Annotated in this window: 18 protein-coding genes and 1 tRNA gene; 11 read left to right on the forward strand and 8 right to left on the reverse strand. The window is 58.2% G+C overall.

From position 1 onward, the window contains the following. The first annotated feature begins 199 nt into the window (after window positions 1–199). The 4 genes from ACZ5A6_RS09125 (at window position 200) to ACZ5A6_RS09140 (ending at window position 4,054) form a co-directional block, all read left to right on the forward strand. Window positions 200–1,084 carry an ABC transporter permease gene (locus ACZ5A6_RS09125; protein WP_038491680.1) on the forward strand — a complete coding sequence of 295 codons (885 nt, stop codon included), beginning with the start codon at window positions 200–202 and terminating at the stop codon, window positions 1,082–1,084. Then, on the forward strand, window positions 1,081–1,863 hold the full coding sequence (locus ACZ5A6_RS09130; protein ID WP_003513330.1) for an ABC transporter permease: 783 nt from the start codon (window positions 1,081–1,083) through the stop codon (window positions 1,861–1,863). The genes ACZ5A6_RS09125 and ACZ5A6_RS09130 overlap by 4 nt, the downstream gene beginning before the upstream one ends. A 13-nt stretch (window positions 1,864–1,876) precedes the next feature. After that, window positions 1,877–2,935, forward strand: coding sequence for an ABC transporter ATP-binding protein (locus tag ACZ5A6_RS09135; protein WP_174061051.1), 1,059 nt, complete (start codon window positions 1,877–1,879; stop codon window positions 2,933–2,935). Window positions 2,936–3,010: 75 nt separating this feature from the next. Next, complete coding sequence (locus tag ACZ5A6_RS09140; protein ID WP_112290469.1) at window positions 3,011–4,054, forward strand: zinc-dependent alcohol dehydrogenase family protein; 1,044 nt, start codon at window positions 3,011–3,013, stop codon at window positions 4,052–4,054. A gap of 47 nt (window positions 4,055–4,101) precedes the next feature. On the opposite strand, the gene ACZ5A6_RS09145 is transcribed toward ACZ5A6_RS09140, so the two are convergent. Beyond that, window positions 4,102–4,746: a hypothetical protein gene (locus tag ACZ5A6_RS09145; RefSeq protein WP_174061050.1), complete on the reverse strand. Its 645-nt coding sequence runs from the start codon at window positions 4,744–4,746 to the stop codon at window positions 4,102–4,104. Between the two features lie 200 nt (window positions 4,747–4,946). Here ACZ5A6_RS09145 and ACZ5A6_RS09150 point away from each other — a divergent pair, with 200 nt between their 5' ends. Both ACZ5A6_RS09150 and ACZ5A6_RS09155 read left to right on the forward strand, forming a co-directional pair. Beyond that, on the forward strand, window positions 4,947–5,723 hold the full coding sequence (locus tag ACZ5A6_RS09150; protein WP_112496398.1) for an AAA family ATPase: 777 nt from the start codon (window positions 4,947–4,949) through the stop codon (window positions 5,721–5,723). Window positions 5,724–5,802: 79 nt separating this feature from the next. Beyond that, a complete protein-coding gene (locus ACZ5A6_RS09155) occupies window positions 5,803–7,134 on the forward strand; it encodes an MFS transporter (RefSeq protein ID WP_174061049.1) in 1,332 nt (443 codons plus the stop codon). Between the two features lie 69 nt (window positions 7,135–7,203). On the opposite strand, the gene metH is transcribed toward ACZ5A6_RS09155, so the two are convergent. Beyond that, on the reverse strand, window positions 7,204–10,977 hold the full coding sequence (metH, locus tag ACZ5A6_RS09160; protein WP_019565253.1) for a methionine synthase: 3,774 nt from the start codon (window positions 10,975–10,977) through the stop codon (window positions 7,204–7,206). Window positions 10,978–11,156: 179 nt separating this feature from the next. On the opposite strand from metH, the gene ACZ5A6_RS09165 reads away from it, so the two are divergent. Continuing rightward, window positions 11,157–12,416 (forward strand): AGE family epimerase/isomerase, encoded by a 1,260-nt coding sequence (locus tag ACZ5A6_RS09165; protein WP_003513342.1) that lies wholly within the window; start codon window positions 11,157–11,159, stop codon window positions 12,414–12,416. 99 nt (window positions 12,417–12,515) lie between these two features. Here the strand turns inward: ACZ5A6_RS09165 and ACZ5A6_RS09170 are convergent, their stop codons facing one another. Both ACZ5A6_RS09170 and ACZ5A6_RS09175 read right to left on the reverse strand, forming a co-directional pair. Next, the gene (locus tag ACZ5A6_RS09170) at window positions 12,516–13,076 is read right to left on the reverse strand and encodes a dual specificity protein phosphatase family protein (protein ID WP_003513343.1); all 561 of its coding nucleotides are present in this window, start codon (window positions 13,074–13,076) and stop codon (window positions 12,516–12,518) included. Window positions 13,077–13,278: 202 nt separating this feature from the next. Next, a complete protein-coding gene (locus ACZ5A6_RS09175; protein WP_003513344.1) occupies window positions 13,279–13,731 on the reverse strand; it encodes a hypothetical protein in 453 nt (150 codons plus the stop codon). Between the two features lie 387 nt (window positions 13,732–14,118). Here ACZ5A6_RS09175 and ACZ5A6_RS09180 point away from each other — a divergent pair, with 387 nt between their 5' ends. Beyond that, a complete protein-coding gene (locus tag ACZ5A6_RS09180) occupies window positions 14,119–14,751 on the forward strand; it encodes an outer membrane protein (RefSeq protein ID WP_003513345.1) in 633 nt (210 codons plus the stop codon). Window positions 14,752–14,963: 212 nt separating this feature from the next. After that, window positions 14,964–15,326 (forward strand): hypothetical protein, encoded by a 363-nt coding sequence (locus ACZ5A6_RS09185; protein ID WP_003513347.1) that lies wholly within the window; start codon window positions 14,964–14,966, stop codon window positions 15,324–15,326. A gap of 156 nt (window positions 15,327–15,482) precedes the next feature. On the opposite strand, the gene ACZ5A6_RS09190 is transcribed toward ACZ5A6_RS09185, so the two are convergent. Beyond that, window positions 15,483–15,558: transfer RNA gene (locus ACZ5A6_RS09190), tRNA-Ile, on the reverse strand. A 178-nt stretch (window positions 15,559–15,736) separates the two neighbouring features. Here ACZ5A6_RS09190 and ACZ5A6_RS09195 point away from each other — a divergent pair. Beyond that, a complete protein-coding gene (locus ACZ5A6_RS09195) occupies window positions 15,737–16,480 on the forward strand; it encodes an SIMPL domain-containing protein (protein WP_003513348.1) in 744 nt (247 codons plus the stop codon). Window positions 16,481–16,651: 171 nt separating this feature from the next. On the opposite strand, the gene ACZ5A6_RS09200 is transcribed toward ACZ5A6_RS09195, so the two are convergent. Further along, on the reverse strand, window positions 16,652–17,029 hold the full coding sequence (locus ACZ5A6_RS09200; RefSeq protein ID WP_065687163.1) for a hypothetical protein: 378 nt from the start codon (window positions 17,027–17,029) through the stop codon (window positions 16,652–16,654). Between the two features lie 159 nt (window positions 17,030–17,188). Beyond that, window positions 17,189–17,614, reverse strand: a complete 426-nt coding sequence (locus ACZ5A6_RS09205; protein ID WP_065687162.1) for a secondary thiamine-phosphate synthase enzyme YjbQ — start codon at window positions 17,612–17,614, stop codon at window positions 17,189–17,191. Window positions 17,615–17,866: 252 nt separating this feature from the next. Between ACZ5A6_RS09205 and ACZ5A6_RS09210 the strand changes: the two genes are divergently transcribed. Further along, complete coding sequence (locus ACZ5A6_RS09210) at window positions 17,867–20,419, forward strand: HWE histidine kinase domain-containing protein (protein ID WP_003513355.1); 2,553 nt, start codon at window positions 17,867–17,869, stop codon at window positions 20,417–20,419. Window positions 20,420–20,597: 178 nt separating this feature from the next. Here the strand turns inward: ACZ5A6_RS09210 and ACZ5A6_RS09215 are convergent, their stop codons facing one another. After that, window positions 20,598–21,518, reverse strand: a complete 921-nt coding sequence (locus ACZ5A6_RS09215; protein ID WP_065687160.1) for a DUF930 domain-containing protein — start codon at window positions 21,516–21,518, stop codon at window positions 20,598–20,600. Window positions 21,519–21,615: the final 97 nt, after the last annotated feature.

The raw sequence follows: 21,615 nt of genomic DNA on the forward strand, positions 1-21,615 counted from the left end.
TTGAAAAATACACCCCGGCTTTTCAAAAAGCCGGGGTGCTTCTTTGAGAGCATTTCAGGTAAAACTCCCTAGGTTTTACCCCCGGAAATTGCACAAAACAAAGATCGAAAGTGCGTCTGACGATTCCGTTTTAACCGGACGTGCGATAATAAAGAATTTTATAGACAGACCGTTTGAAAACGGCGTTTGGGGACCAGGCATGCCATCAACCAACTCCGGCGGACCATCCGATGCGGGCAGAAAGTTGCCGCTTCATTGGTTAGGCGTCGTACCTTTTGCTGTTTTTGTTCTGCTGTTTCTGATTTTTCCGACGATGAAAATCGTGGTCGGTGCGTTCCAGCGTCCCGATGGCAGCCTGACGCTGGAAAACGTCGCCGGGCTTTTCACCTCGTCCATCCTCGCGGCCTACTGGATTTCGATCAAGATCAGCCTCGCCTCGGCGGCTCTTGGCTGCCTGATTGGTTTTGCAGTCGCCGCCGCCGTGGTTCTGGGCGGTCTGCCGCAGCGCATTCGCGGACCACTCCTGACATTTTCGGGCGTCGCATCGCAATTTGCCGGCGTGCCGCTCGCCTTCGCCTTCATCGCCACGCTCGGCCCGGTCGGCCTACTCACCGTGTTTTTGAAGACGCAGATCGGCATTGATCTGAGACTCCTCGGCTTCAACATCCTGTCCTTCTGGGGCCTGACAGTCACCTATCTGTTCTTCCAGATTCCGCTGATGATCCTCATCATCACGCCGGCGCTTGACGGATTGAAGCGCGAGTGGCGCGAAGCTGCGGAAATCCTTGGCGCGACCGGCGTGCAATATTGGCGCATGGTGGCCTTCCCCATCCTCCTGCCATCGTTGCTTGGCACCATGTCGCTGCTGTTTGCCAATGCCTTCGGTGCGGTGGCCACCGCGATCGCGCTTACCGGCTCGTCGCTCAACATCGTGCCCATCCTGCTTTTCGCGCAGATCCGCGGCGACGTTCTCGGCAATCCGCATCTGGGTTACGCTCTCGCCTTCGGCATGATCGTCGTCACCGGCATCGCCAATGCGCTTTACATCTGGCTGCGCGCCCGTAGCGAAAGGTGGCTCAAATGAAGAAGTTCTTCGCCTGGGGCGCGCTGATCTTTGGCCTGCTCTATTTCGCCCTGCCGCTCATCGGCATGACCAACTTCTCGCTGAAAATGCGCCGCGGTGAATATTCCTTCGACGCCTATGGCAAGGTGCTCACCGACCCGCGTTTTCAGGAAACCTTCAGCTATTCGGTGGTGATGGCTCTCTTCACCATCGTTTTCGGTGTGCTGCTGGTGGTGCCCACGGCCTATTGGGTCCGCCTCAAACTGCCGGGCCTGCGCCCCTATATCGAATTCATCACGCTCCTGCCGCTGGTCATCCCGGCCATCGTCATCGTGTTCGGTTATATCAGGCTTTACAACACCTCCAGCTGGCTTCCGCTGACCGGCACGACCTTCGGCACCAACCTGCTTTTGATGTTCGGTTATGCCACGCTCGCCTTGCCCTACATGTACCGCGCCGTCGATACTGGTCTGAGGACCATCGACGTCTCGACGCTGACGGAAGCGGCGCAGAGCCTTGGCGCGGGGTGGACGACCATTCTGTCGCGCATCATCCTGCCCAATGTTCTGGTCGCCGTGCTATCAGGTGCGTTTTTGACCTTCGCCATCGTCATCGGTGAATTCACCATGGCCGCCCTTTTGAACCGCCCGGCCTTTGGCCCCTATATGCAGCTACTTGGCGCCAACCGCGCCTATGAACCGGCTGCACTTGCCGTGATCTCCTTCGGCATCACCTGGGGTTGCCTTGGGTTGATCCAACTCGTTTCACGCTACCAGAAGGGCGCGCCTCCCAAGGCCTGAGGACAAGATTTTCATGAGCTTTTTGACACTTAGCAATATCAAGAAATCCTTCGGCTCCGTACAGGTCGTCCATGATTTCAACATGGCCATCGAAAAGGGCGAGTTCGTCTCCTTTCTAGGCCCGTCGGGCTGCGGCAAGACCACCGTGCTGCGCATGATCGCCGGTTTCGAAATCCCGACCGGCGGATCGATCGTCATCAACAGCAAGGACCAGACGACGCTCAGGCCCAACCAGCGCAATATCGGCATGGTGTTTCAGGCCTATGCGCTGTTCCCCAACATGAACGTCTACGAAAATGTCGCCTTCGGGCTCAAAGTCGCCGGCAAGCCGAAAGCCGAGATCGATGCACGCGTGAAGGAAATGCTTCAGCTCATCCATCTGGAGCATTTGGCGGATCGTTACCCTTACCAGATGTCAGGCGGCCAGCAGCAGCGCGTGGCGCTTGCCCGCGCATTGGCCCCGAAGCCGGAAGTGCTTCTGCTGGACGAGCCGCTTTCCGCGCTCGATGCCAAGATCCGCGTATCGCTGCGCGAAGAAATCCGCCAGATCCAGAGAAAGCTCGGCATCACCACAATTTTCGTGACCCACGATCAGGAAGAGGCCCTGTCGATCTCCGACCGTATCGTTGTCATGAATTCCGGCCGCGCCGACCAGATCGGTTCGCCCTTCGATATCTACAACAAGCCCGCGACCCGGTTTGTCGCCTCCTTCGTCGGCACGCTGAACCTGATCGACGCAACCGTCGTCGATTCCTCTACCAGCACAATCCGTGTCGGGGAGCAGAACGTGACGCTCCACAAGCCGGTCGATGTTGCAAACGGTGAAAAAATCACTCTCGCCTTGCGCCCGGAAGCAGGAGCTCTCGGCGCTGACGCGAAGGGAGACGTCGCTATTTCCGGTATCGTCACCTCAAGCCAGTTCCTGGGTTCGGTCATCCGAACCCGTCTTGATCTCGGCGGTTCGACCTTGTCTTTCGACATGTTCAACGATCCCGGCACCGCACCGCCCGCCCTTGGCGAACAAGTAACGCTTAAATTCGCGGCTGGTGATCTTATGGTGATCAAAGATTAAATGGCTTTTCTCCAGCGTCGGAAGCAGATAGAGCAGGTATAATTCAAATCTGCTTACCGACAATGTGAGGCCAGGATGCGCGCGCTTTTTTACGAACTGTTCGGCGAGACCCCGATTGTGGCATCCCTGCCTGATCCGGAGCCGACCGACGACGGCGTGGTCATCGAGGTGAAGGCGACGGGCCTCTGCCGCAGCGACTGGCATGGCTGGATGGGCCACGATACGGATATTCGCCTGCCGCATGTCCCCGGCCACGAATTCGCCGGCGTTATCGCTGCGGTCGGAAAGAACGTTACCAGGTTCAAGACAGGTGACCGTGTCACCGTTCCCTTCGTTTCCGGCTGCGGCCGTTGCCATGAATGCCGCTCCGGCAATCAACAGGTGTGTGAGACGCAGTTCCAGCCCGGCTTCACCCATTGGGGTTCTTTCGCCGAATATGTCGCCATCGATTACGCGGACCAGAACCTTGTTCATCTGCCTGATACGATGAGCTACGCCACTGCCGCCGGTCTCGGCTGCCGTTTCGCCACGTCCTTCCGGGCTGTGACGGACCAGGGTCGCCTGAAAGGCGGCGAGTGGCTGGCGGTACATGGCTGCGGCGGCGTCGGCCTCTCCGCCATCATGATCGGCGCAGGCCTCGGCGCTCAGGTCGTCGCCATCGACATTGCGGAAGACAAGCTCGAACTTGCCCGCCAACTCGGCGCAACCGCCACCATCAACAGCCGCTCGGTTGCCGACGTCACGGAGGCGGTGCGCGAAGTGACCGGCGGCGGCGCGCATGTCTCTATCGACGCGCTTGGCCACCCGCAGACCTGCTGCAATTCCATCAGCAACCTGCGCCGGCGCGGGCGCCACGTTCAGGTAGGGCTGATGCTGGCCGATCACGCCATGCCAGCCATCCCCATGGCCCGGGTGATTGCCCACGAGCTGGAGATTTACGGCAGCCACGGCATGCAGGCATGGCGCTACGAAGACATGCTGGCGATGATCGAGAGCGGCAAGCTCGCGCCCGAAAAACTGATCGGCCGCCACATCACCCTTTCCGATGCCATCACCGCCCTTCCCGCCATGGACCGTTTCCAGGAAAGTGGCATCAGCATCATCGACAGGTTCGAATAACAGTCACAGCCGGAACGTCCCGGAAAATGCCGTTTGTCTAGACGGCATCAGGCATTCCTGCGTCCGAACGGCCGGACTGCCATCCCCGCGCGATTTGGCGCGGCCTCCGGTCTTCTGGTCGGCGGTGCAACCTCATTGAGAGCGGGCGTATAATCCTGGGTAACTGGAGCACGTTGCTGACGTATGGTCGGCGGACGGGGTTCCGGTAATTCGACGACCTCCTCGATATCTTCACGCTCGAGACGAGCGTTTCTGCTACCCGACCGATAGTACCAGCGAATACCCCTGCGCAGGAGCACGAACAGGCCCACGAGCAGCACAAACCCACCTATCAGTCTCCCTATAGGCTCAGCCGCCTCCGAAGCCGCCGCACGTTTTTTGCGGTCCTCGACGGTAGGGTCAAATCCAAGCATACTGGAAATGCCCTTAAGGCCCACCTCGTCCAACTTCACGTATTGGTCGCCATTATAAAGAACATAAGCGTCGCCACTACTGCTGTTCAGATAGCCGAGGTCAAAGAACTTCCCTTCCACCACGAAAGTCGTTTGATTGGGCAAGTCGTAGACCCTGTCGATCGTCTCACCGCGACTGAAGCCAGGCACCGCAAAAAACCGAAAACGCTTGGCATCGGCATCCACAGCAGACGCGAACAAAAATATCATGGCGACGTAAACCAGCGCAATCTGATTCATATCTTCCCCGCAATACAAAAATATCGGAGTATATTTCTACAATTGCCTTAATATAAAATTTAATCGATGACTATTCATTTAATTACTTTGAAAATACACAGATGTGAGTTTGAAACTTATAATATACACCAATATAATATACTCCTCTTCCGCCGCAAACGGACGCACAGAAAAAGAAGCATCGATAAAGAGGATTGAAAATGCTGTTTCTCGACAGCGTGACCATGAAGGAAACTCCGGACCGAAGGGACGAATACCCCTTCACCGTTCCGGCGCTGCGCCAGCTGGAACGCCTCGAATTCAAGACGCCGATCACCTTTTTCGCCGGCAATAACGGCTCCGGCAAATCCACGCTGCTGGAAGGGCTGGCGGCCGGAATGACGGCCTATGCCATCGGCAATCATGGACAGGTTGCCGGCGACCTCTATCTTCAGCATGCGGAAACCGTGGCGAAGGCATTCTATTTCGCCCGCAAGAAATACCCGAAAATCCGCATGTTCATGCGCGCCGAAGACGTGCTTGGCTACATCCGCAAGCAGAATGAAGAGACACTAGATGACTTTCGCTGGGAGCGGGAAAAAGCCCTGAAAAGAGGCGAAGATTTTCCCGAGGAAACGCCGGACACTTTCAGGCATATCGTCAGAAGCAACGTCATAGACCGGCGTTCGCATGGCGAGGGATTTCTCGATATCATGCAGCAGCGCCTGCACGGCGCCGGCCTTTATTTTCTTGATGAACCGGAAAGCCCTCTTTCACCGCAAAAGCAGCTGGAGCTTGCAGCCCTCGTCCGTCACACGGCAGATAGTGGTGGGCAGTTGATCATCGCAACCCATTCGCCGGTGCTCTTGGCCATTCCCGAAGCGACGATTTATTACTTCGACGAGAGCGGCATCACCGAGCGTCTTTATGATGAGCTGGAAAACATCAGTTTCCTGCGGCGCTTTCTTGATCGTCCATCAAAATTCATGAGCGATTAGGAGCTGATAAGGCTTGAAATCGCGCATCGCTTGCCTCATGCCCATTAGCAACATGTGAATTAGAAAAAGAAGCAGGCTTATGTCTCCCACCACCACACCGGCAGCTGCCCGGCCCCTCGACAGGCAGGACTACAGAACTCTCGGCCTTTCGGCCCTCGGCGGCGCGCTGGAGTTCTACGATTTCATCATTTTCGTGTTTTTCGCCACCGTCATCGGCCATCTGTTCTTCCCGCCGGAAATGCCCGATTGGCTGGTGATGATCCAGACCTTCGGCATCTTCGCCGCCGGTTATCTGGTGCGGCCGCTGGGCGGCATCGTTCTCGCGCATTATGGCGATCGTTATGGCCGCAAACGCGTCTTCGCCTTCTCCATCCTGCTCATGGCGCTTTCGACGCTCGGCATGGCGCTGATGCCGACCTATGCCACCATCGGCGTTGCGGCCCCCATCCTGCTCATCGTCCTGCGCATGCTGCAGGGTGCGGCCATTGGCGGCGAAGTTCCGGGTGCCTGGACCTTCGTTGCGGAGCACGTGCCCTTTCGCCGCGTCGGGCTCGCCTGCGGTTTTCTGACGTCCGGCCTCTCTTTCGGCATCATGCTCGGTTCGCTCATTGCCTTTGCCATCAATTCCCTCTTCTCGGCAGAAGATGTGGCGGCCTATGCATGGCGCATTCCCTTCCTGCTCGGCGGCATATTCGGCCTGATTGCCGTCTATCTGCGCCGCTGGCTGGAAGAGACTCCGATCTTCATGGAGATGAAAAAGTCGAAGTCGCTGACGGACAAGCTTCCGCTTGGCCTCGTGCTCAAGCACCATATGCGCGGCGTGATCATTTCCGCGCTGCTGACCTGGGTTCTGTCCGCAGCCATCGTCGTTACCACGCTGATGACGGCAACCTTCCTGCAGAAGCTCTATGGCTATACACCGACCCAGGCGCTGGCAGGCACCAGCTTCGGCACGCTGTTCCTTATCTTCGGCGTCATCATCGCCGGCGCATTGATCGATCGTGTCGGCTCCGGCATTTTCTTCATGGCCGCCAGCATCTTCTTCGGCATCGCCACCTTCACTTTCTACAGCTATGCCGGCACATCGCTAGAAACCATGTTCGTGCTTTACGGCGTCATGGGCCTGTCGGTCGGCATGGCGGGTGCGGTGCCCTATGTCATGGTGCGCGCCTTCCCGGCCTCGGTCCGCTTCTCGGGCCTCTCCTTCGCCTACAACGTCTCCTATGCCATCTTCGGCGGGCTGACACCGATTGGCGTAACGATGGCGCTAGCCGTCAATCCAATGGCGCATGCGTGGTATCTGGTGTTCATCGCCGCCCTCGCCTTCTGCATCGGCGTTTACCTGTATCTGCGCGGCAGCGAAATCGAAAGCCATGTCGGCATAGAGGAACTGGCGGCCTTCAGGTCGTAAGCCCAACGACGACACAAAAAAGCGCGGGCAGGACCCGCGCTTTTTATTGCAACAACGGTGGCCGAAACGTCAGGCCGCGCTGTCGATCTCCTCGGCACCGTTTACCGGTACGTAGTTGAGCACCGGTCCGAGCCAGCGCTCTACCTCTACCAACGGCATGTCCTTGCGACGCGCATAGTCCAGCACCTGATCGCGTTCCACCTTGGCAACACCGAAATAATAGCTCTCGGGATGGCCGATATAGAGGCCGGAGACGGAGGAGCCGGGCCACATGGCATAACTCTCCGTCAGCTCCACGCCCGCCGCGTTGGTAGCGTCGAGCAGGGAGAACAGTGTTTTCTTTTCGGTATGATCAGGCTGGGCCGGATAACCGGGCGCAGGGCGGATACCGGCATAGGCCTCGCCGATCAGCTCATCGCCGGCAAGAGCTTCTTCGGGCGCATAACCCCAGAATTCCTTGCGCACCCGCTCATGCATACGTTCGGCAAAGGCTTCCGCAAAACGGTCGGCCAGCGCCTTGACGAGAATCGACGAATAATCGTCATTAGCCCGCTCGAAGCGTTCAGCAATCGCCACCTCCTCGATACCCGCCGTGACGACGAAGCCGCCGACATAATCGGCAACGCCGCTATCGACAGGCGCGACGAAATCGGAAAGCGCCACATTGGGGCGTCCGTCACGCTTGGAAAGCTGCTGGCGCAGCGTGAAGAAGGTCGCCAGTTCTTCGGAGCGGTTTTCATCCGTGAACAGCCTGATGTCGTCTCCCACCGCATTGGCGGGCCAGAAGCCGATAACAGCCCGCGGCCGGAACCATTTTTCCTCGATGATCTTCTTCAGCATCGCCTGCGCATCGGCATAAAGCTGCCGCGCAGCCTCACCCTGCTTCTCGTCTTCAAGGATAGCGGGATATCGGCCCTTCAGCTCCCAGGTCTGGAAGAACGGCGTCCAGTCGATGTAACGGGACAGCTCCTCAAGGTCATAGGTCTCGAACACCTTGGTGCCGAAGAATTGCGGCTTCACGACACTATAGGTCGACCAGTCGATCTTGTGCGCATTCTCGCGGGCGCGGGAAAGCGGCAGACGCTGCTTTTCGCGCTCATTGCGGGCGTGCGCCTCCGCCACCTTGGCATATTCAGCCCGGATGCCGTCGATATAGGCTGGCTTCTGCTCGGCGGAGAGAAGTGCGGAGACGACGCCCACCGCACGCGAGGCATCGGTGACATAGATCGCCTGGCCCTGTTCGTAACGCGGATGGATTTTCACCGCCGTATGCACGCGGCTCGTTGTTGCGCCGCCGATCAGCAGCGGGATGTTGAAACCCTGCCGCTCCATTTCCGCCGCCACATGCACCATTTCATCAAGCGACGGCGTGATGAGACCGGAAAGACCGATCACATCGACCTTTTCGGCAATCGCCGTTTCAAGGATTTTCGTCGTCGGCACCATCACGCCGAGATCGATGATCTCGTAATTGTTGCAGGCAAGAACGACGCCGACGATGTTCTTGCCGATATCGTGCACATCACCCTTCACGGTCGCCATCAGCACCTTGCCGGCGGCCTTGTTCTGTTCACCGCCATTCAGGCGCTTTTCCTCTTCCATGTAAGGAAGCAGAACGGCGACGGCCTGCTTCATCACGCGGGCGGATTTCACCACCTGCGGCAGAAACATCTTGCCGGAACCGAACAGATCACCGACCACGTTCATGCCCGCCATCAGCGGCCCTTCGATAACGTGCAGCGGGCGGGCGGCCTGCTGGCGCGCCTCTTCCGTATCGGCTTCGATGAATTCGGTAATGCCGTTGACCAGCGCGTGTTGCAGCCGCTTTTCGACGGAAAGCTCGCGCCAGGAAAGATCCTGCACCTTCGCCTGTTTTTCACCCGTGCCGCGGAAACGCTCCGCCACGTCAAGCAGCCGCTCCGTCGCGTCGTCGCGGCGGTTCAGCACCACATCTTCGCAGGCCTCGCGCAATTCCGCATCGATGTTGTCGTAAACCGCAAGCTGCCCGGCATTGACGATGCCCATATCCATGCCGACCTGGATGGCGTGGTAGAGGAACACGGCATGCATCGCCTCACGCACTGGCTCATTGCCGCGGAAGGAGAAGGACAGGTTGGAAACGCCACCGGAAATATGCGTCAGCGGCATGGTTTCGCGGATGGTCTTTGTGGCTTCAATGAAGTCCACGCCGTAATTATTGTGCTCCTCGATACCCGTGGCTACCGCAAACACGTTTGGATCGAAGATGATGTCTTCCGGCGACAGGCCCGCCTTTTCAGTCAAAAGCTTGTAGGCGCGCGTGCAGATTTCCACCTTGCGCTGATAGGTATCCGCCTGCCCGACCTCGTCAAATGCCATGACCACGACCGCAGCACCGTAATTGTGGACGAGCCGCGCCTGCTGGAGAAACTTCTCCTCGCCTTCCTTCAGCGAAATCGAATTGACGATCGATTTGCCCTGCACGCATTTCAGACCGGCTTCGATGATTTCGAACTTGGATGAGTCGATCATCACAGGCACGCGGGCAATATCAGGCTCGGCGGCAATGAGGTTCAGGAACTCCACCATCGCCTTTTGCGAGTCGATCAGGCCCTCATCCATGTTGATGTCGATGATCTGCGCACCGTTTTCCACCTGATCGCGGGCGACAGCCAGCGCCGCCGTGTAATCGCCGGCAGTGATCAGCTTGCGGAAGCGGGCCGAGCCGGTGACGTTGGTACGTTCGCCAACGTTGACGAAGGGAATGTCCTTGGTCAGCACGAAGGGTTCGAGACCCGAAAGCGACATGAAGGGCTTGTGCTCGGGAATGGGGCGCGGCTTGTAATCCTTGACGGCTTCGGCAATCGCCCGGATATGCTCGGGCGTCGAGCCGCAGCAACCGCCGACGATGTTGACAAGACCGTCGCGGGCAAAACCCTGCACCTGGCGCGCCATCATCTCGGGTGTTTCGTCATATTGCCCGAATTCGTTCGGCAGGCCGGCATTCGGATAGGCGCAGACGAAGGTGTCGGCCACATCCGAAAGCTCCTGCAGATGCGGACGCATGGCATCTGCACCAAGAGCGCAGTTGAGGCCGATGGTGAAGGGGTTGGCGTGTCGCACCGAGTTCCAGAAAGCAGACGGCGTTTGGCCGGACAGCGTGCGGCCGGAAAGGTCCGTGATCGTGCCTGATATCATCACCGGCAGACGGATGCCCTTGGCCTCGAAACGCTCCTCACAGGCGAAGATTGCGGCCTTGGCGTTCAGCGTATCGAAGATCGTCTCGATGAGGATGATATCCGCGCCGCCATCGATCAGACCGTCGATCTGCTCGCCATAGGCGATGCGCAGATCGTCGAAACTGACGGCACGGTAACCAGGATTGTTGACATCAGGCGAAATCGAGGCGGTGCGGTTGGTCGGGCCGATAGCGCCCGCAACGAAACGGCGGCGGCCATCTTCGCGCTCAGCCCGCTGGGCAGCACGGCGGACGATCTGCGCCCCTTCGCGGTTGAGATCGTAGACGGCATTTTCCATCTCGTAGTCCGCCTGCGCGATGCGCGTCGACGAAAACGTGTTGGTTTCGAGAATATCCGCACCCGCCATCGCATAGCGATAATGGATTTCTTCGATGGCATCCGGCTGGGTCAGGATCAGAAGGTCGTTATTGCCCTGCTGGTGACAGGCGCAGCCGATAAAACGATCACCGCGAAAATGATCTTCATCAAACCCCAGTCCTTGAATCTGCGTGCCCATTGCGCCATCGAGAATGAGGATACGTTCGCTGGCGGCCTGGCGCAGCGCGCGCAAAATTTCCGCGCCGTCGCGCTTTGCCCCTTCAGGGCCGAACAGATCGTCAAACACGGGCGCACTCCTCATTTCGATTTGCAAGATCGCAAGCCGTCAAGTCACATAAAGATATGTTTATGTCAATATATCTTCAAGGTATAGGTATGGCTTTGCGTCGTTGCGGCAGACTACGAAATTTCACTGACAGATGACAGGTTTATGCAGCAAGGATATAAGCCGAAGCAGCAAACCGTATGGAGGACGAAATGCCCGAGGACGACCACAACAACCGGAACTGGAACACCTTGCCATGGCATCGCCAGTGGCTGGTCAAACAGGCCGATGGGCTTTTCGACTTCTTCCAGTACCGCGCCGTCAATCCGGCCGGCGGCTTCTTCGATCTCGATGCCAAGGGTGCGCCGCTGCAGAAAAACGATCCTGTGCGCGGCATCCATGCCTCGGCACGCATGGTGCATTGCTTCTCCATCGGCCACCTGCTCGGACGGCCGGGCTGCGGCGATATCGTCGACCACGGTATGACCTACCTCTGGAACAATCATCGTGACAGCGAGCACGGCGGTTATTTCTGGCAGGTCAACGATGGCGGCCCGGTGGACGCCACCAAACAGGGTTATGGCCACGCCTTCGTGCTTCTGGCCGCCTCCTCCGCCAAAACTGTCGGCCACCCGCTTGCTGACAAGATGCTGGCCGACATCACCGAGGTTCTGGAAACGCGTTTCTGGGAAGAAAAACACGGCGCTATCGCCGAGGAATTCAACCGCGACTGGTCACCCATCGACAATTATCGCGGCCAGAATTCCAACATGCATCTGACCGAAGCGCTGATGGCCGCCTATGAGGCGACCGGCGACAGCAATTACCTGACAAAGGCCGAACGCATCGCCGATCTCGTCATCCGTCGCCGCGCCGGTGAGCTGGATTTCCGCGTGCCGGAGCATTTTGACGAGAACTGGACGCTCGACAAGGAGTATCGTGGCAACGAAATGTTCCGCCCCTCGGGCTCCACTCCCGGCCACTGGCTGGAATGGGCGCGCCTCATCCTGCAATTGTGGGTGCTGGGCGAACGCCGCCACGACTGGATGCCGGTGGCGGCAAAATCGCTCTTCGTGCAATCCATGGCGCTTGGCTGGGACCGCGAAAAAGGCGGCTTCTTTTATACGCTCGACTGGCACGACAATCCCGACAAGACGGCAAAGCTCTGGTGGCCCATGTGCGAGGCGGCAGGTGCAGCCCACTTCCTCAACGAAAATCTGCCGGCGGACGAATTCTACGAAGACAGCTACCGCCGCATCTGGAGCACGATCGCCAACAATTTCATCGACCACGACAATGGCGGCTGGCACGAGGAGCTGACGGAAAATCTGATTCCAGCCAACACGCTTTTCCCCGGCAAGGGCGACATCTACCACGCGCTTCAGGCCTGCCTGATCCCGCTATTTCCGGCAACGGGAAGTTTGACGAAAGTGATCAAGGAAGGCGGCGGCTCCTATTGAGGCCGCTGCAAGAATGAAGCATCTGACACGCTCCGTCATACCGGACGTGATGATGCTGGACCCCGGATCAAATCCGGGGTGTCGGCATATCGAGGCGCCTCAAAATCCGATAGTTTCCTCGAAATCATCCCAGGACTGGTACATTTCATAACGGCCGATACCCGGGATCGGCACATGTCCGTAATAGGGTGAAAGCTGGAACTCGGCGGCAGCCTCGCTTTTGCCGGCAACGGCGCTCACATAGATCGCGGAGGCGAGCCCGGTTCGGTTGGCGCCGTGTTCGCAATGGATGAGGATCGGTTTTTCAGCGTTGCGCAGCACGGCGACGAGCGTTTCCGCTTCCTCCACCGAGACCTTCTCGCTTGAACTCAGCGGATAATCGACAAGCCGGACACCGTTGTTTTTCGCTGCCTGGCTTTCGGCGTCATACCAGCCTTCACGCTTTTCATCGCGCAGATTGATGATCGTCTTGATGCCGTAGGCCTTGGCATAGGCCGTGATGTCCTTACCGCTCGGCTGGGCCGAACGATAAAGTTCGCCGGGGATGACCTCGTGAAAATTTCCGGTCAGCTGGCCAATGCCCATATGCGCGCCGGCCAGAACCGGCAGAGCCACCAGGCCAATGGCGGCAATTTTCAGAAACTTCAGAACTATACGCAAAACCTAAACCCGCAACATTCATCGGACGGGTGGGCAGGTGGCATTGCAAATCGGCGAAAACAAGTCCCGCAACGGCGAAAGCGGCCTCGGCGTGGCCGGCAACGACGCGGGCACCTTTACGAACCCCTTGCGAAACAAGGGGTTCAGGCGACAGCACGAAAATGTTCAAGAAACCGTGAGGGTCGGAAGCAGCGACAGCCGTTCAATCGAATTCCGCAGAAACGATGGTGACGCGCCATTCCAGCCGTTGCGGATCTACCGTTTCATTGTTGCGCAGTCGGAAAGAGCGGCACGCGGCAAATGTCTCTCCAGCCTCGATCCGCCTTTCACTCACCTGATAGGGATCAAAGGCGACGGAGGCGCGGAAGGCAGGCTCGAACCCTTCAAGCGTATAGGTCAGGCGCTGCACGGCAACATTATTGTCGTTGCGGAAGCTGACGCGGATCGGCAATGCCGCATCCGTGCACGCCGCATCGAAGCTAGCCGTCGCAATGACATGGTCGAGCCGCTGGCTACCGCGCTGCCAGTCGTAAATGACAAAGGCGGCGGTGGTCCCCCAGATCAACAGCAGGCAGATGACGACCGGTTTGAGGTGCCGCGGAAACGCGATGAGGGTGAGAAGAAGAATGGCACTGAGAACGGCTCCGACAATCACGTCGCCCCTCCCCCATAAAAACTAACCCGCATGCGATCCTGTCCTCCCTTGCCCCTTCCTGCCCGCAACATCAGCCCTATCCAGGTGTCGAAGCACCGGCATTGCCGCAGACAGGCACAACTCTATGGTCGTGCCCCTCGCTGTCAAGACAACCAAGCGTGACCCCGCTTCCGTTGCTTTGACAAGGCGGCGAAAGGAACCAAACGCCGTTGAAGGCGTTCGCCGCATCAGAACAGCATGACGGGGCGGTAAAAAACGTCGCGATTTGGGCAAAGGAAGGCCGGCAACTCGAGGGAACAATCTGCCCCTTGGAACCGCCGATCTCCAACCCATATTAAATGCACCTAATATATGTTATAGAAGTCAATCAGCTCAGGGAGAAAAACGATGAAAACGCTGATCGTAACGTCACTCTTGGCCCTGTCCGCCAGCACCGCGATGGCTGCGGATGCCGTCTACGAAACCCCGGCGCCTCCGGTCGCGCAGGAAACCCTGCCGGTATTTACCTGGTCTGGTCCGTATCTTGGTATTCAAGGCGGCGCTGGCTGGGCGAACGGCGATTTTTCGGCTGGCGGCCCCGTCGCGTCGGATAGTTTCGATGGCGGCATTCTGGGCGCTTTTGCCGGTTACAATTACCAGTTCGACAATAATTTCGTCCTCGGTATCGAAGGCGATGTCGATTATAACTGGAACGACAATGACTATGCCGGCGTGAACATCGGCACCGACTGGCAGGGCTCTGTTCGTGGCCGTGTCGGTTACGCTTTCGACCGTGCCTTGATCTATGGTACCGCCGGCTGGACAGCGACGCGCGGTTTCATCGAAACGCCTGGCGCCGGCAAGGATAGCACCACGTTCAACGGTTACACCGTCGGCGCTGGCTTGGACTATGCCTTCACCGACAATGTGTTCGGCAGAATTGAATATCGCTACAATGACTATGGCGACAAGGACATCTTCGGCGTCAACACCGATTTCGACCAGAGCACCGTCAAGGTCGGCCTTGGTGTGAAGTTCTGATAGCGTCGTCAAACGTCAGCAAAAGAGCCCGGCCAAGTGCCGGGCTTTTTCTTTGTCGGAACGCCGCACCAGCTTCGCCCTGAGACTCTAAAAACGTGGAAAATGTGAACATCGCAAAAATGAGATATTCACGGACCGTTCAGCCGGCCCGTGCCATCATGCGGGCATAATGAGCCTCTATCTCCCGAAGCAGGCTTATGGAGTAGCCCTCGATGAAAAAGATCATTCTTACAACCCTTGCCGCGCTGGTTGCCACCGGCAGCGTCTTCGCGTCCTACGGCACCGCTGCCGCGCAGGACTATCCCTATCGTCCGCGCTACGACCGTGGCGGCCCGCCCCCACCGCCCTATCGCGAACACCGCCGCCACAATGATGGTGCTGCGATTGCCGGCGGACTGGCTGCAGGCGTTATCGGCGGCCTGATCGGCGGCGCAATCGCCAACGGCGGCAACAGCGGTCCCCGCTACTACGAGCCACCACCGCCGCCCCGCCCACGCTGCTGGTTCGAAGACCGCCGCGTTCCCAATTCCTATGATGGCGGCTGGCACACCGAAAGCATGCGGGTCTGCGACTGACCCCATAGCTGAAAATCCGTGATGAACAATCCGACCAGTCTGAATGGCTGGTCGGATTTTTTGTTGGATGAGCAAAAACCAAGGAATGCGCAATGATCGATGATGTATCGACTTGCTATACGGAATCGCACCAACTCGTTCAAAATATAAGGAAAATGGTGGGCCCGGAGAGACTCGAACTCCCAACCAAGCGGTTATGAGCCGCCGGCTCTAACCATTGAGCTACAGGCCCTTTCGGAAAAATTATCCGAAACACCGGCTTCGCAATGGTTCGAATCCGGTGGGTCACGCTCTAACGTAATTTTTACGGCCCGACAAGCCATTGATGCTATCGCAAGCTGCCGTTGCCGTATTAGCTTCACAATCTAAGGCAATACCCTGCAAAGGGACACAATCAACGAGGAAACACCATGACGACGACAAAGGCCCGCCTTTTCGCACTTAGTGCATTGACCGCAGCAGCAATGATGCCGCTTGCCGGTAATGCTCTTGCGCAGGATGCCACCCCGCGCGAAGCAACCATCAGTGTTTCCGGCGAAGGCCAGTCGGCAATCGCGCCCGATATGGCGATCCTGTCATTCAGTGTCGTCAAGCAGGCGGAAACGGCGGCTGCGGCTCTGACAGAGAATTCCAAGGCGCTCGCCGAGGTTCTGAAATCGCTGAAGGCGTCCGCCATCGAAGACCGCGACCTGCAGACCAGCAATTTCTCCGTACAGCCGCTTTACAAGCATTATGAGCCGAAAGACGGCGTTTACGTTGCACCGGAAATTACCGGCTATCAGGTTTCCAACGGACTGACCGTGCGCGTACGCGACCTGAAGAAGCTGGGCGAGATACTCGATACCTCCGTCAAGCTCGGTATCAACCAGGGCGGCGATATTACCTTTACCAATGACAAGCCGGAAGCAACCGTAACCGAGGCCCGCAAGCAAGCCGTTGCCGATGCGCTGGCCAAAGCGAAAACGCTGACGGAAGCGGCGGGCGTGAAGCTTGGACGCGTGATCCAGATCAGCGAGAACATGCAGCGCCCCATGCCGGTGCCGCAGACCATGATGCGCGCTTCGATGGCGAAGGAGGCCGACAGCGTGCCGATCGCTTCGGGTGAGAACAGCTACAGCGTGGTGGTCAACGTCACCTTCGCCCTGGGCGAATAAAACAGTCGGAGCGGCGGCATTGCCCGCCGCCCGCATCTGCCGAACGGCTGCGCGTAACCGCCACCCGAGAGGCCACAAAAAGAAACGCCCCCCGCCTGTCATAACAAGCGAGGGGCATTTTTTTTGATCCGCGCGAAGGGCGGGGGATTTCCGCGGATCAATATCAGCCGTTTAGCGACGGATCACCGGGCAACCACGCTCATTGGCGAAGAAGATGCGGTCAGGGCCGCGACGGTCGAATCCTGCAACCACGACACGGCGCGACGATACATCGACAACGCGCGCGCGGCGAAGACCCATGCGGCTAGCCTTTTCCTCCGCAAGCCGCGGCGAGCAACCGTAACGCGGGCGGTCAGGACGGCCCCAACCCGGACCAGGACGATCGGGACGACCCCAGCCCGGGCCGCGGCCTCTGTCATGACCGTATCCATCCTGAACCTGAACTCTGAGCTGAACATCCGGGCCAGCCGAAGCAGCTGGAGCGGTGACGGAAATTCCGCCGAGGGCGATGAGGGCAGCCAGGCCGGCTTTTGCGAAGGTGCTGAACATGAACTCACTCCGTTTGTTTCTGCGCCGGCAGGGACGTCCCCCGGCGATTGACGAGACCCTAGACCCGCCCGCCTGAACGCCGACAGAACCGCATGTTCAGCAGACGTTCAGAGACATTAACGGGAAAACGAAAGGAAAAGGCAGGGCTTTTGACGGGAATCATGGGGAGATATGCAGAACGATTTCACGGCGGTGCGGCCGGTCGCGATGTTCGAAAAGATAAAAGCCCTGCCATGTGCCAAGGGTAAGCCTGCCATCGCTGATCGGTACTCCGATGGAAACCGCGGTCAGGGCCGATTTGATGTGAGCAGGCATGTCATCAGGGCCTTCGAGCGTGTGGACGACCCAGCGCATGGAGACATCGTCGGAAGGTGGCACGAGGCGGGAAAAAAATACCGCCAGATCGCGCCGGACATCCGGATCGGCATTTTCCTGGATAAGCAGGGAGCAGGATGTGTGCCTGACGAAGACGGTCAAAAGGCCTTCGTCCACCCCTGCCTCCTTCACAAAGCGCTCGGCCTCGGACGTAAATTCGTAGAGCCCCTGCCCGTGGGTGGTGGTAATGGTCATTTTCTTCTGCGGCACGTTATTTCCTTTAGAAAATTCGGAACAAATTAGGCACTGCAAACGTTGGACCATGTCGAATTGTAACTGATGGCGAAAAGGCGTGCTTCCATGACATGGCGGCTGCCTTTAATAGAACGGAATACCGGCGTCACGGTTGCAAAAAACGGGGAAGGATTGGCACTATCAGAATGAACCATTCAGGCTTTCCCGTCTGCGGACGACTAAACTATTTTCAGTGCAAGACGGGCAGAGGGTGCGAGAGATAGATTCATGGCATCCACTGATTATAATGTCGACCTGACAAATTGCGACCGCGAACCCATCCACATTCCAGGTTATATTCAATCGCACGGCTGCCTGATCGCTTGCGATAACGCCATGCGCATGGTCCTGCGACACTCGGAAAACTGTCGCGAGATTTTGCGCGTCGATGGCGATATCAACGGCAGAACCGCCGAAGAAGTGCTTGGTAAAAATCTCGTCCATGACCTTCGCAACGCACTCACGGTAACTGGCAGAACCACCCGCCCTGCCATGCTGCCCAATATGGAACTGCGCGATGGTCGCAGCTTCGATATTGCGCTCCACCGCTATAAATCCACGACGATCATCGAATTCGAACCGTCGGGGAGCGAGACCCAGCCGCTTGGCACCGCACGTAAGATGGTGGACCGCATTCGCGAGGCAGACACGGTCGAAAGCCTGATTTCGAGAACAACCCGGCTGGTAAAGGCGACCTTGGGTTACGACCGGGTGATGATCTACCGTTTCGAGGATGACGGTGCAGGCAAGGTCGTGTCGGAGGCAAAGCAGCCGGAACTGGAAAGCTTTCTCGGACAATATTTTCCGGCAAGCGACATACCGCAGCAGGCCCGCACGCTCTATCTTAAAAACACACTGCGCATCATCTCCGACGCCAGCGGAATACGAGTTCCCGTATTGCCCGCCATCGATGTGTCTGGTGAACCGCTTGATCTGTCATTCGCGCATTTGCGCAGCGTTTCTCCCATCCATTGCGAATATCTTCGCAATATGGGCGTTGGTGCCTCCATGTCGATTTCGGTGATCGTCGATGGCGCCCTGTGGGGTCTTATCGCCTGCCACCATTATTCGCCACGCGTTCTGACGATGTCAGTCAGGATCGCCGCAGAAATGTTTGGAGAGTTTTTCTCCATGCATTTGCAGGTCCTTAAGCAGAAGCGCAAACTCGATACCGTCAACCACGCCCACGCCGCTCTCGACCGCTTCCTGCGGCTCGCCGCCCATCACGCGCACATCGAGGAACTGCTGATCGACAGTTTCCAGGATTTTGCCGATCTGATGCCATGCGACGGCGTCGGGCTTTGGGTGGACAACAACTGGCACGGCCACGGCGCAACGCCGCCCGCGGATGCCATTCCCAGGCTGGCCCGCTTCGTAACCTCTGTCAGTGAGGGAAGGGTCTGGGCAACCCATGCCATCTCGCAAGCCATACCGGAAGCGGAGATTTATGCGGATATCGCTGCCGGAATGCTCGCCATTCCGCTGTCGCAGGTCAAAAACGACTATCTGCTGTTTTTCCGCAGGGAGATCGTGCAGAACCTGAACTGGGCCGGCAACCCGGAAAAATCCTATGAGACCGGTCCGCTCGGCGATCGTCTCACCCCGCGCAAGAGCTTCGCGATCTGGAAGGAGACCGTGCGCCTGCAGGCGCAGCCATGGTCAGATGCGGACCGGGAAATTGCCGAAGCCGCAAGAATAGCGTTGGTCGAGGTCGCATTCCATCACAGCGAGCTTATGGCGGGCGAAAGGGAGCGCGCGGAAGTGCGCCAGCGCATGCTGAACGAGGAACTCAACCACCGCGTCAAGAACGTTCTCGCCATTATCAAATCGCTGGTCGGCAATCCCTCGCAGGAGGGTAAAACCCTGCAGGAATATGTCGGTGCGCTAAAGGGTCGTATCCAGGCATTGTCCTTTGCCCATGACCAGATCATTCGCGGTGAAGGCGGCGGGTCATTGCGCGACCTACTGGACGCCGAATTGTCGCCGCACCGTTCAGCCGAGGCGATTGTTGATCTCGCCGGACCACAGGTCACGCTCGATTCGCGCGCATTTTCCGTCATGGCCCTCGTACTGCATGAACTGGCGACGAATGCTGCCAAATACGGCGCGCTTGCTCAGACCGGCGGAAAACTGGATCTACGCTGGGAAGTCGACGAAAACCGCGATTGCCTGATACATTGGCGCGAAACTCTGCCTACCAAGCTGCCCACACCATCACGCTCCGGGTTCGGCACGGCGCTCATCAGCCGCAGCATCCCCTACGATCTGGGCGGACGCAGCACCATTCGGTATTTGCCTGATGGGCTGGAGGCGGAAATTCTCCTGCCCTCCCGCCATATCTCAGCAGTCATGACAGCTTCCGAGATGAAGACGGAGGATGACACCGTACCACAACCCAGACGGTCCAACCGGGAGGAAACGTTGAAAATATTGCTCGTAGAAGACCAGATGCTGATCGCCATGGATGTGGAGAACATGCTGGAAGACAACGGCATCAAGACAATCGAAACCGCGACCTCCTCGGCAATGGCCATCGAGAAGCTGAAGAGCTACGTGCCGGATGTGGCTATCCTCGACATCAATCTCGGTTCCGACACCTCCATCGCCGTCGCACGCGAGCTTCACCGCCGCGGCATCCCCTTCCTGTTCGCCACCGGCTATGCCGATGCCAGCATGGTGCCTGACGACTTCGGCAACGTGCCTGTTATCAGGAAGCCGTACGACGAAGATGCGCTGATGGCGGGTATCGGGCTGTTGGTCGGGGATACGGAGAGGGTGTAAGCTCCTAGCCCTGCTGACCGACACATGTCCAGACTGGACGTCATCCTTGGGCTTGTCCCAAGGATTTAAACACGTCTACAAAATCAGTCGGTTGCATCTCCTCGGGACAAGCCCGAGGACGACGGAGTGGCGGACGGAAACCTTCGTCAGCAAACCAAAAGTTTAAAAAAACTAGCCTTCATTGAAATCGAGTGAAGCCCCGCTTTTTCGCCTCATCCGGTGTTAAGGCGTTCCCAATCTTAAACCGGAATGCCGTTACGGCGTAGTTATCCAGATCGACCTCGCACTGAAAAGACACATCGTGCCAGCTATTGCCGGTGTTGAATGCGCCGCCGGAAGCATCAATCGAATTCCCCGATATCCTCCCGCCCGTATCCGAATAGGGTATCATGCCACGGGCGGCAAAACCCGCGCCCTGAATTTGCGCCAGAGCCTCCGTGCTGCAAAGCTGAACAATGCGGCGGCGGGGCGGCAGATCACCAAACATCTGGCGTCTTTGGGCCGGAGAAAGCAGCGACGAAGACAATAATTGTTTGGCGGCCGGAAGTTTCGCGGGCTTCTCCTTTGCCACCTCGGCAGGTTTTTCGTCAGCCGGTTTCTCCTGCGGCACAGGCGCCTTTTCCGGCTCAGCCTCTTGCTTGACGGGTGAAACCGCAATTTCTCCCTGCTCGGCGGACGCCTTGAGATCGCCGTTGGCGGCAGATGGCGCGGGCTTGTCCTCAGCCGTCTTTTCAGGCTGGCTTTCAGGCTCCTTGGAAGGCTCGGCCTTGTCCGCTTCCTCCGCCTTACCCGGCTTGTCCTCTGGGTCCGCCTGCGTCTCCTCCGGCCGCATGGCGATCGCCGGCAGCGTCGCCTGCAAGGGCGGCGAAGGTTTCGGCTCCTCTGCCGGCGGAGCGGGCGGCGGCGGTGGAGGCTGCGGCTTTTCTTGCTTTGCCTGCTCGGCGGCGGGAGGCTTGGCTTCCTCCGGCTTCTTTTCCTCAGGCGGCGGCACCAGATCGACGCTGATGCTTTCCGGCTCCTGCGGTTCGACTATGCGTTCGGGCAGTTCAAAAAGAAAGATTGCGACCACAGCCAAATGCAGCAACACGGAGACGGGCACCGCCCATCCCTTCCCTCGCCATCTGCTTGCCGAAACCTGTTGCATGTTATCGAGCCAAATCGAACCTGAGCATTTCCGAAAACGCGGAACGCTTTGT

Source organism: Agrobacterium sp. 6Ca8, from assembly GCF_055382765.1.

Coding starts and splice junctions, on each gene's coding strand:
- ACZ5A6_RS09125 (WP_038491680.1), top strand. CDS start 200: ATGCCATCAACCAACTCCGGCGGACCATCCGATGCGGGCAGAAAGTTG.
- ACZ5A6_RS09130 (WP_003513330.1), top strand. CDS start 1,081: ATGAAGAAGTTCTTCGCCTGGGGCGCGCTGATCTTTGGCCTGCTCTAT.
- ACZ5A6_RS09135 (WP_174061051.1), top strand. CDS start 1,877: ATGAGCTTTTTGACACTTAGCAATATCAAGAAATCCTTCGGCTCCGTA.
- ACZ5A6_RS09140 (WP_112290469.1), top strand. CDS start 3,011: ATGCGCGCGCTTTTTTACGAACTGTTCGGCGAGACCCCGATTGTGGCA.
- ACZ5A6_RS09145 (WP_174061050.1), bottom strand. CDS start 4,746: ATGAATCAGATTGCGCTGGTTTACGTCGCCATGATATTTTTGTTCGCG.
- ACZ5A6_RS09150 (WP_112496398.1), top strand. CDS start 4,947: ATGCTGTTTCTCGACAGCGTGACCATGAAGGAAACTCCGGACCGAAGG.
- ACZ5A6_RS09155 (WP_174061049.1), top strand. CDS start 5,803: ATGTCTCCCACCACCACACCGGCAGCTGCCCGGCCCCTCGACAGGCAG.
- ACZ5A6_RS09165 (WP_003513342.1), top strand. CDS start 11,157: ATGGAGGACGAAATGCCCGAGGACGACCACAACAACCGGAACTGGAAC.
- ACZ5A6_RS09180 (WP_003513345.1), top strand. CDS start 14,119: ATGAAAACGCTGATCGTAACGTCACTCTTGGCCCTGTCCGCCAGCACC.
- ACZ5A6_RS09185 (WP_003513347.1), top strand. CDS start 14,964: ATGAAAAAGATCATTCTTACAACCCTTGCCGCGCTGGTTGCCACCGGC.
- ACZ5A6_RS09195 (WP_003513348.1), top strand. CDS start 15,737: ATGACGACGACAAAGGCCCGCCTTTTCGCACTTAGTGCATTGACCGCA.
- ACZ5A6_RS09200 (WP_065687163.1), bottom strand. CDS start 17,029: ATGTTCAGCACCTTCGCAAAAGCCGGCCTGGCTGCCCTCATCGCCCTC.
- ACZ5A6_RS09210 (WP_003513355.1), top strand. CDS start 17,867: ATGGCATCCACTGATTATAATGTCGACCTGACAAATTGCGACCGCGAA.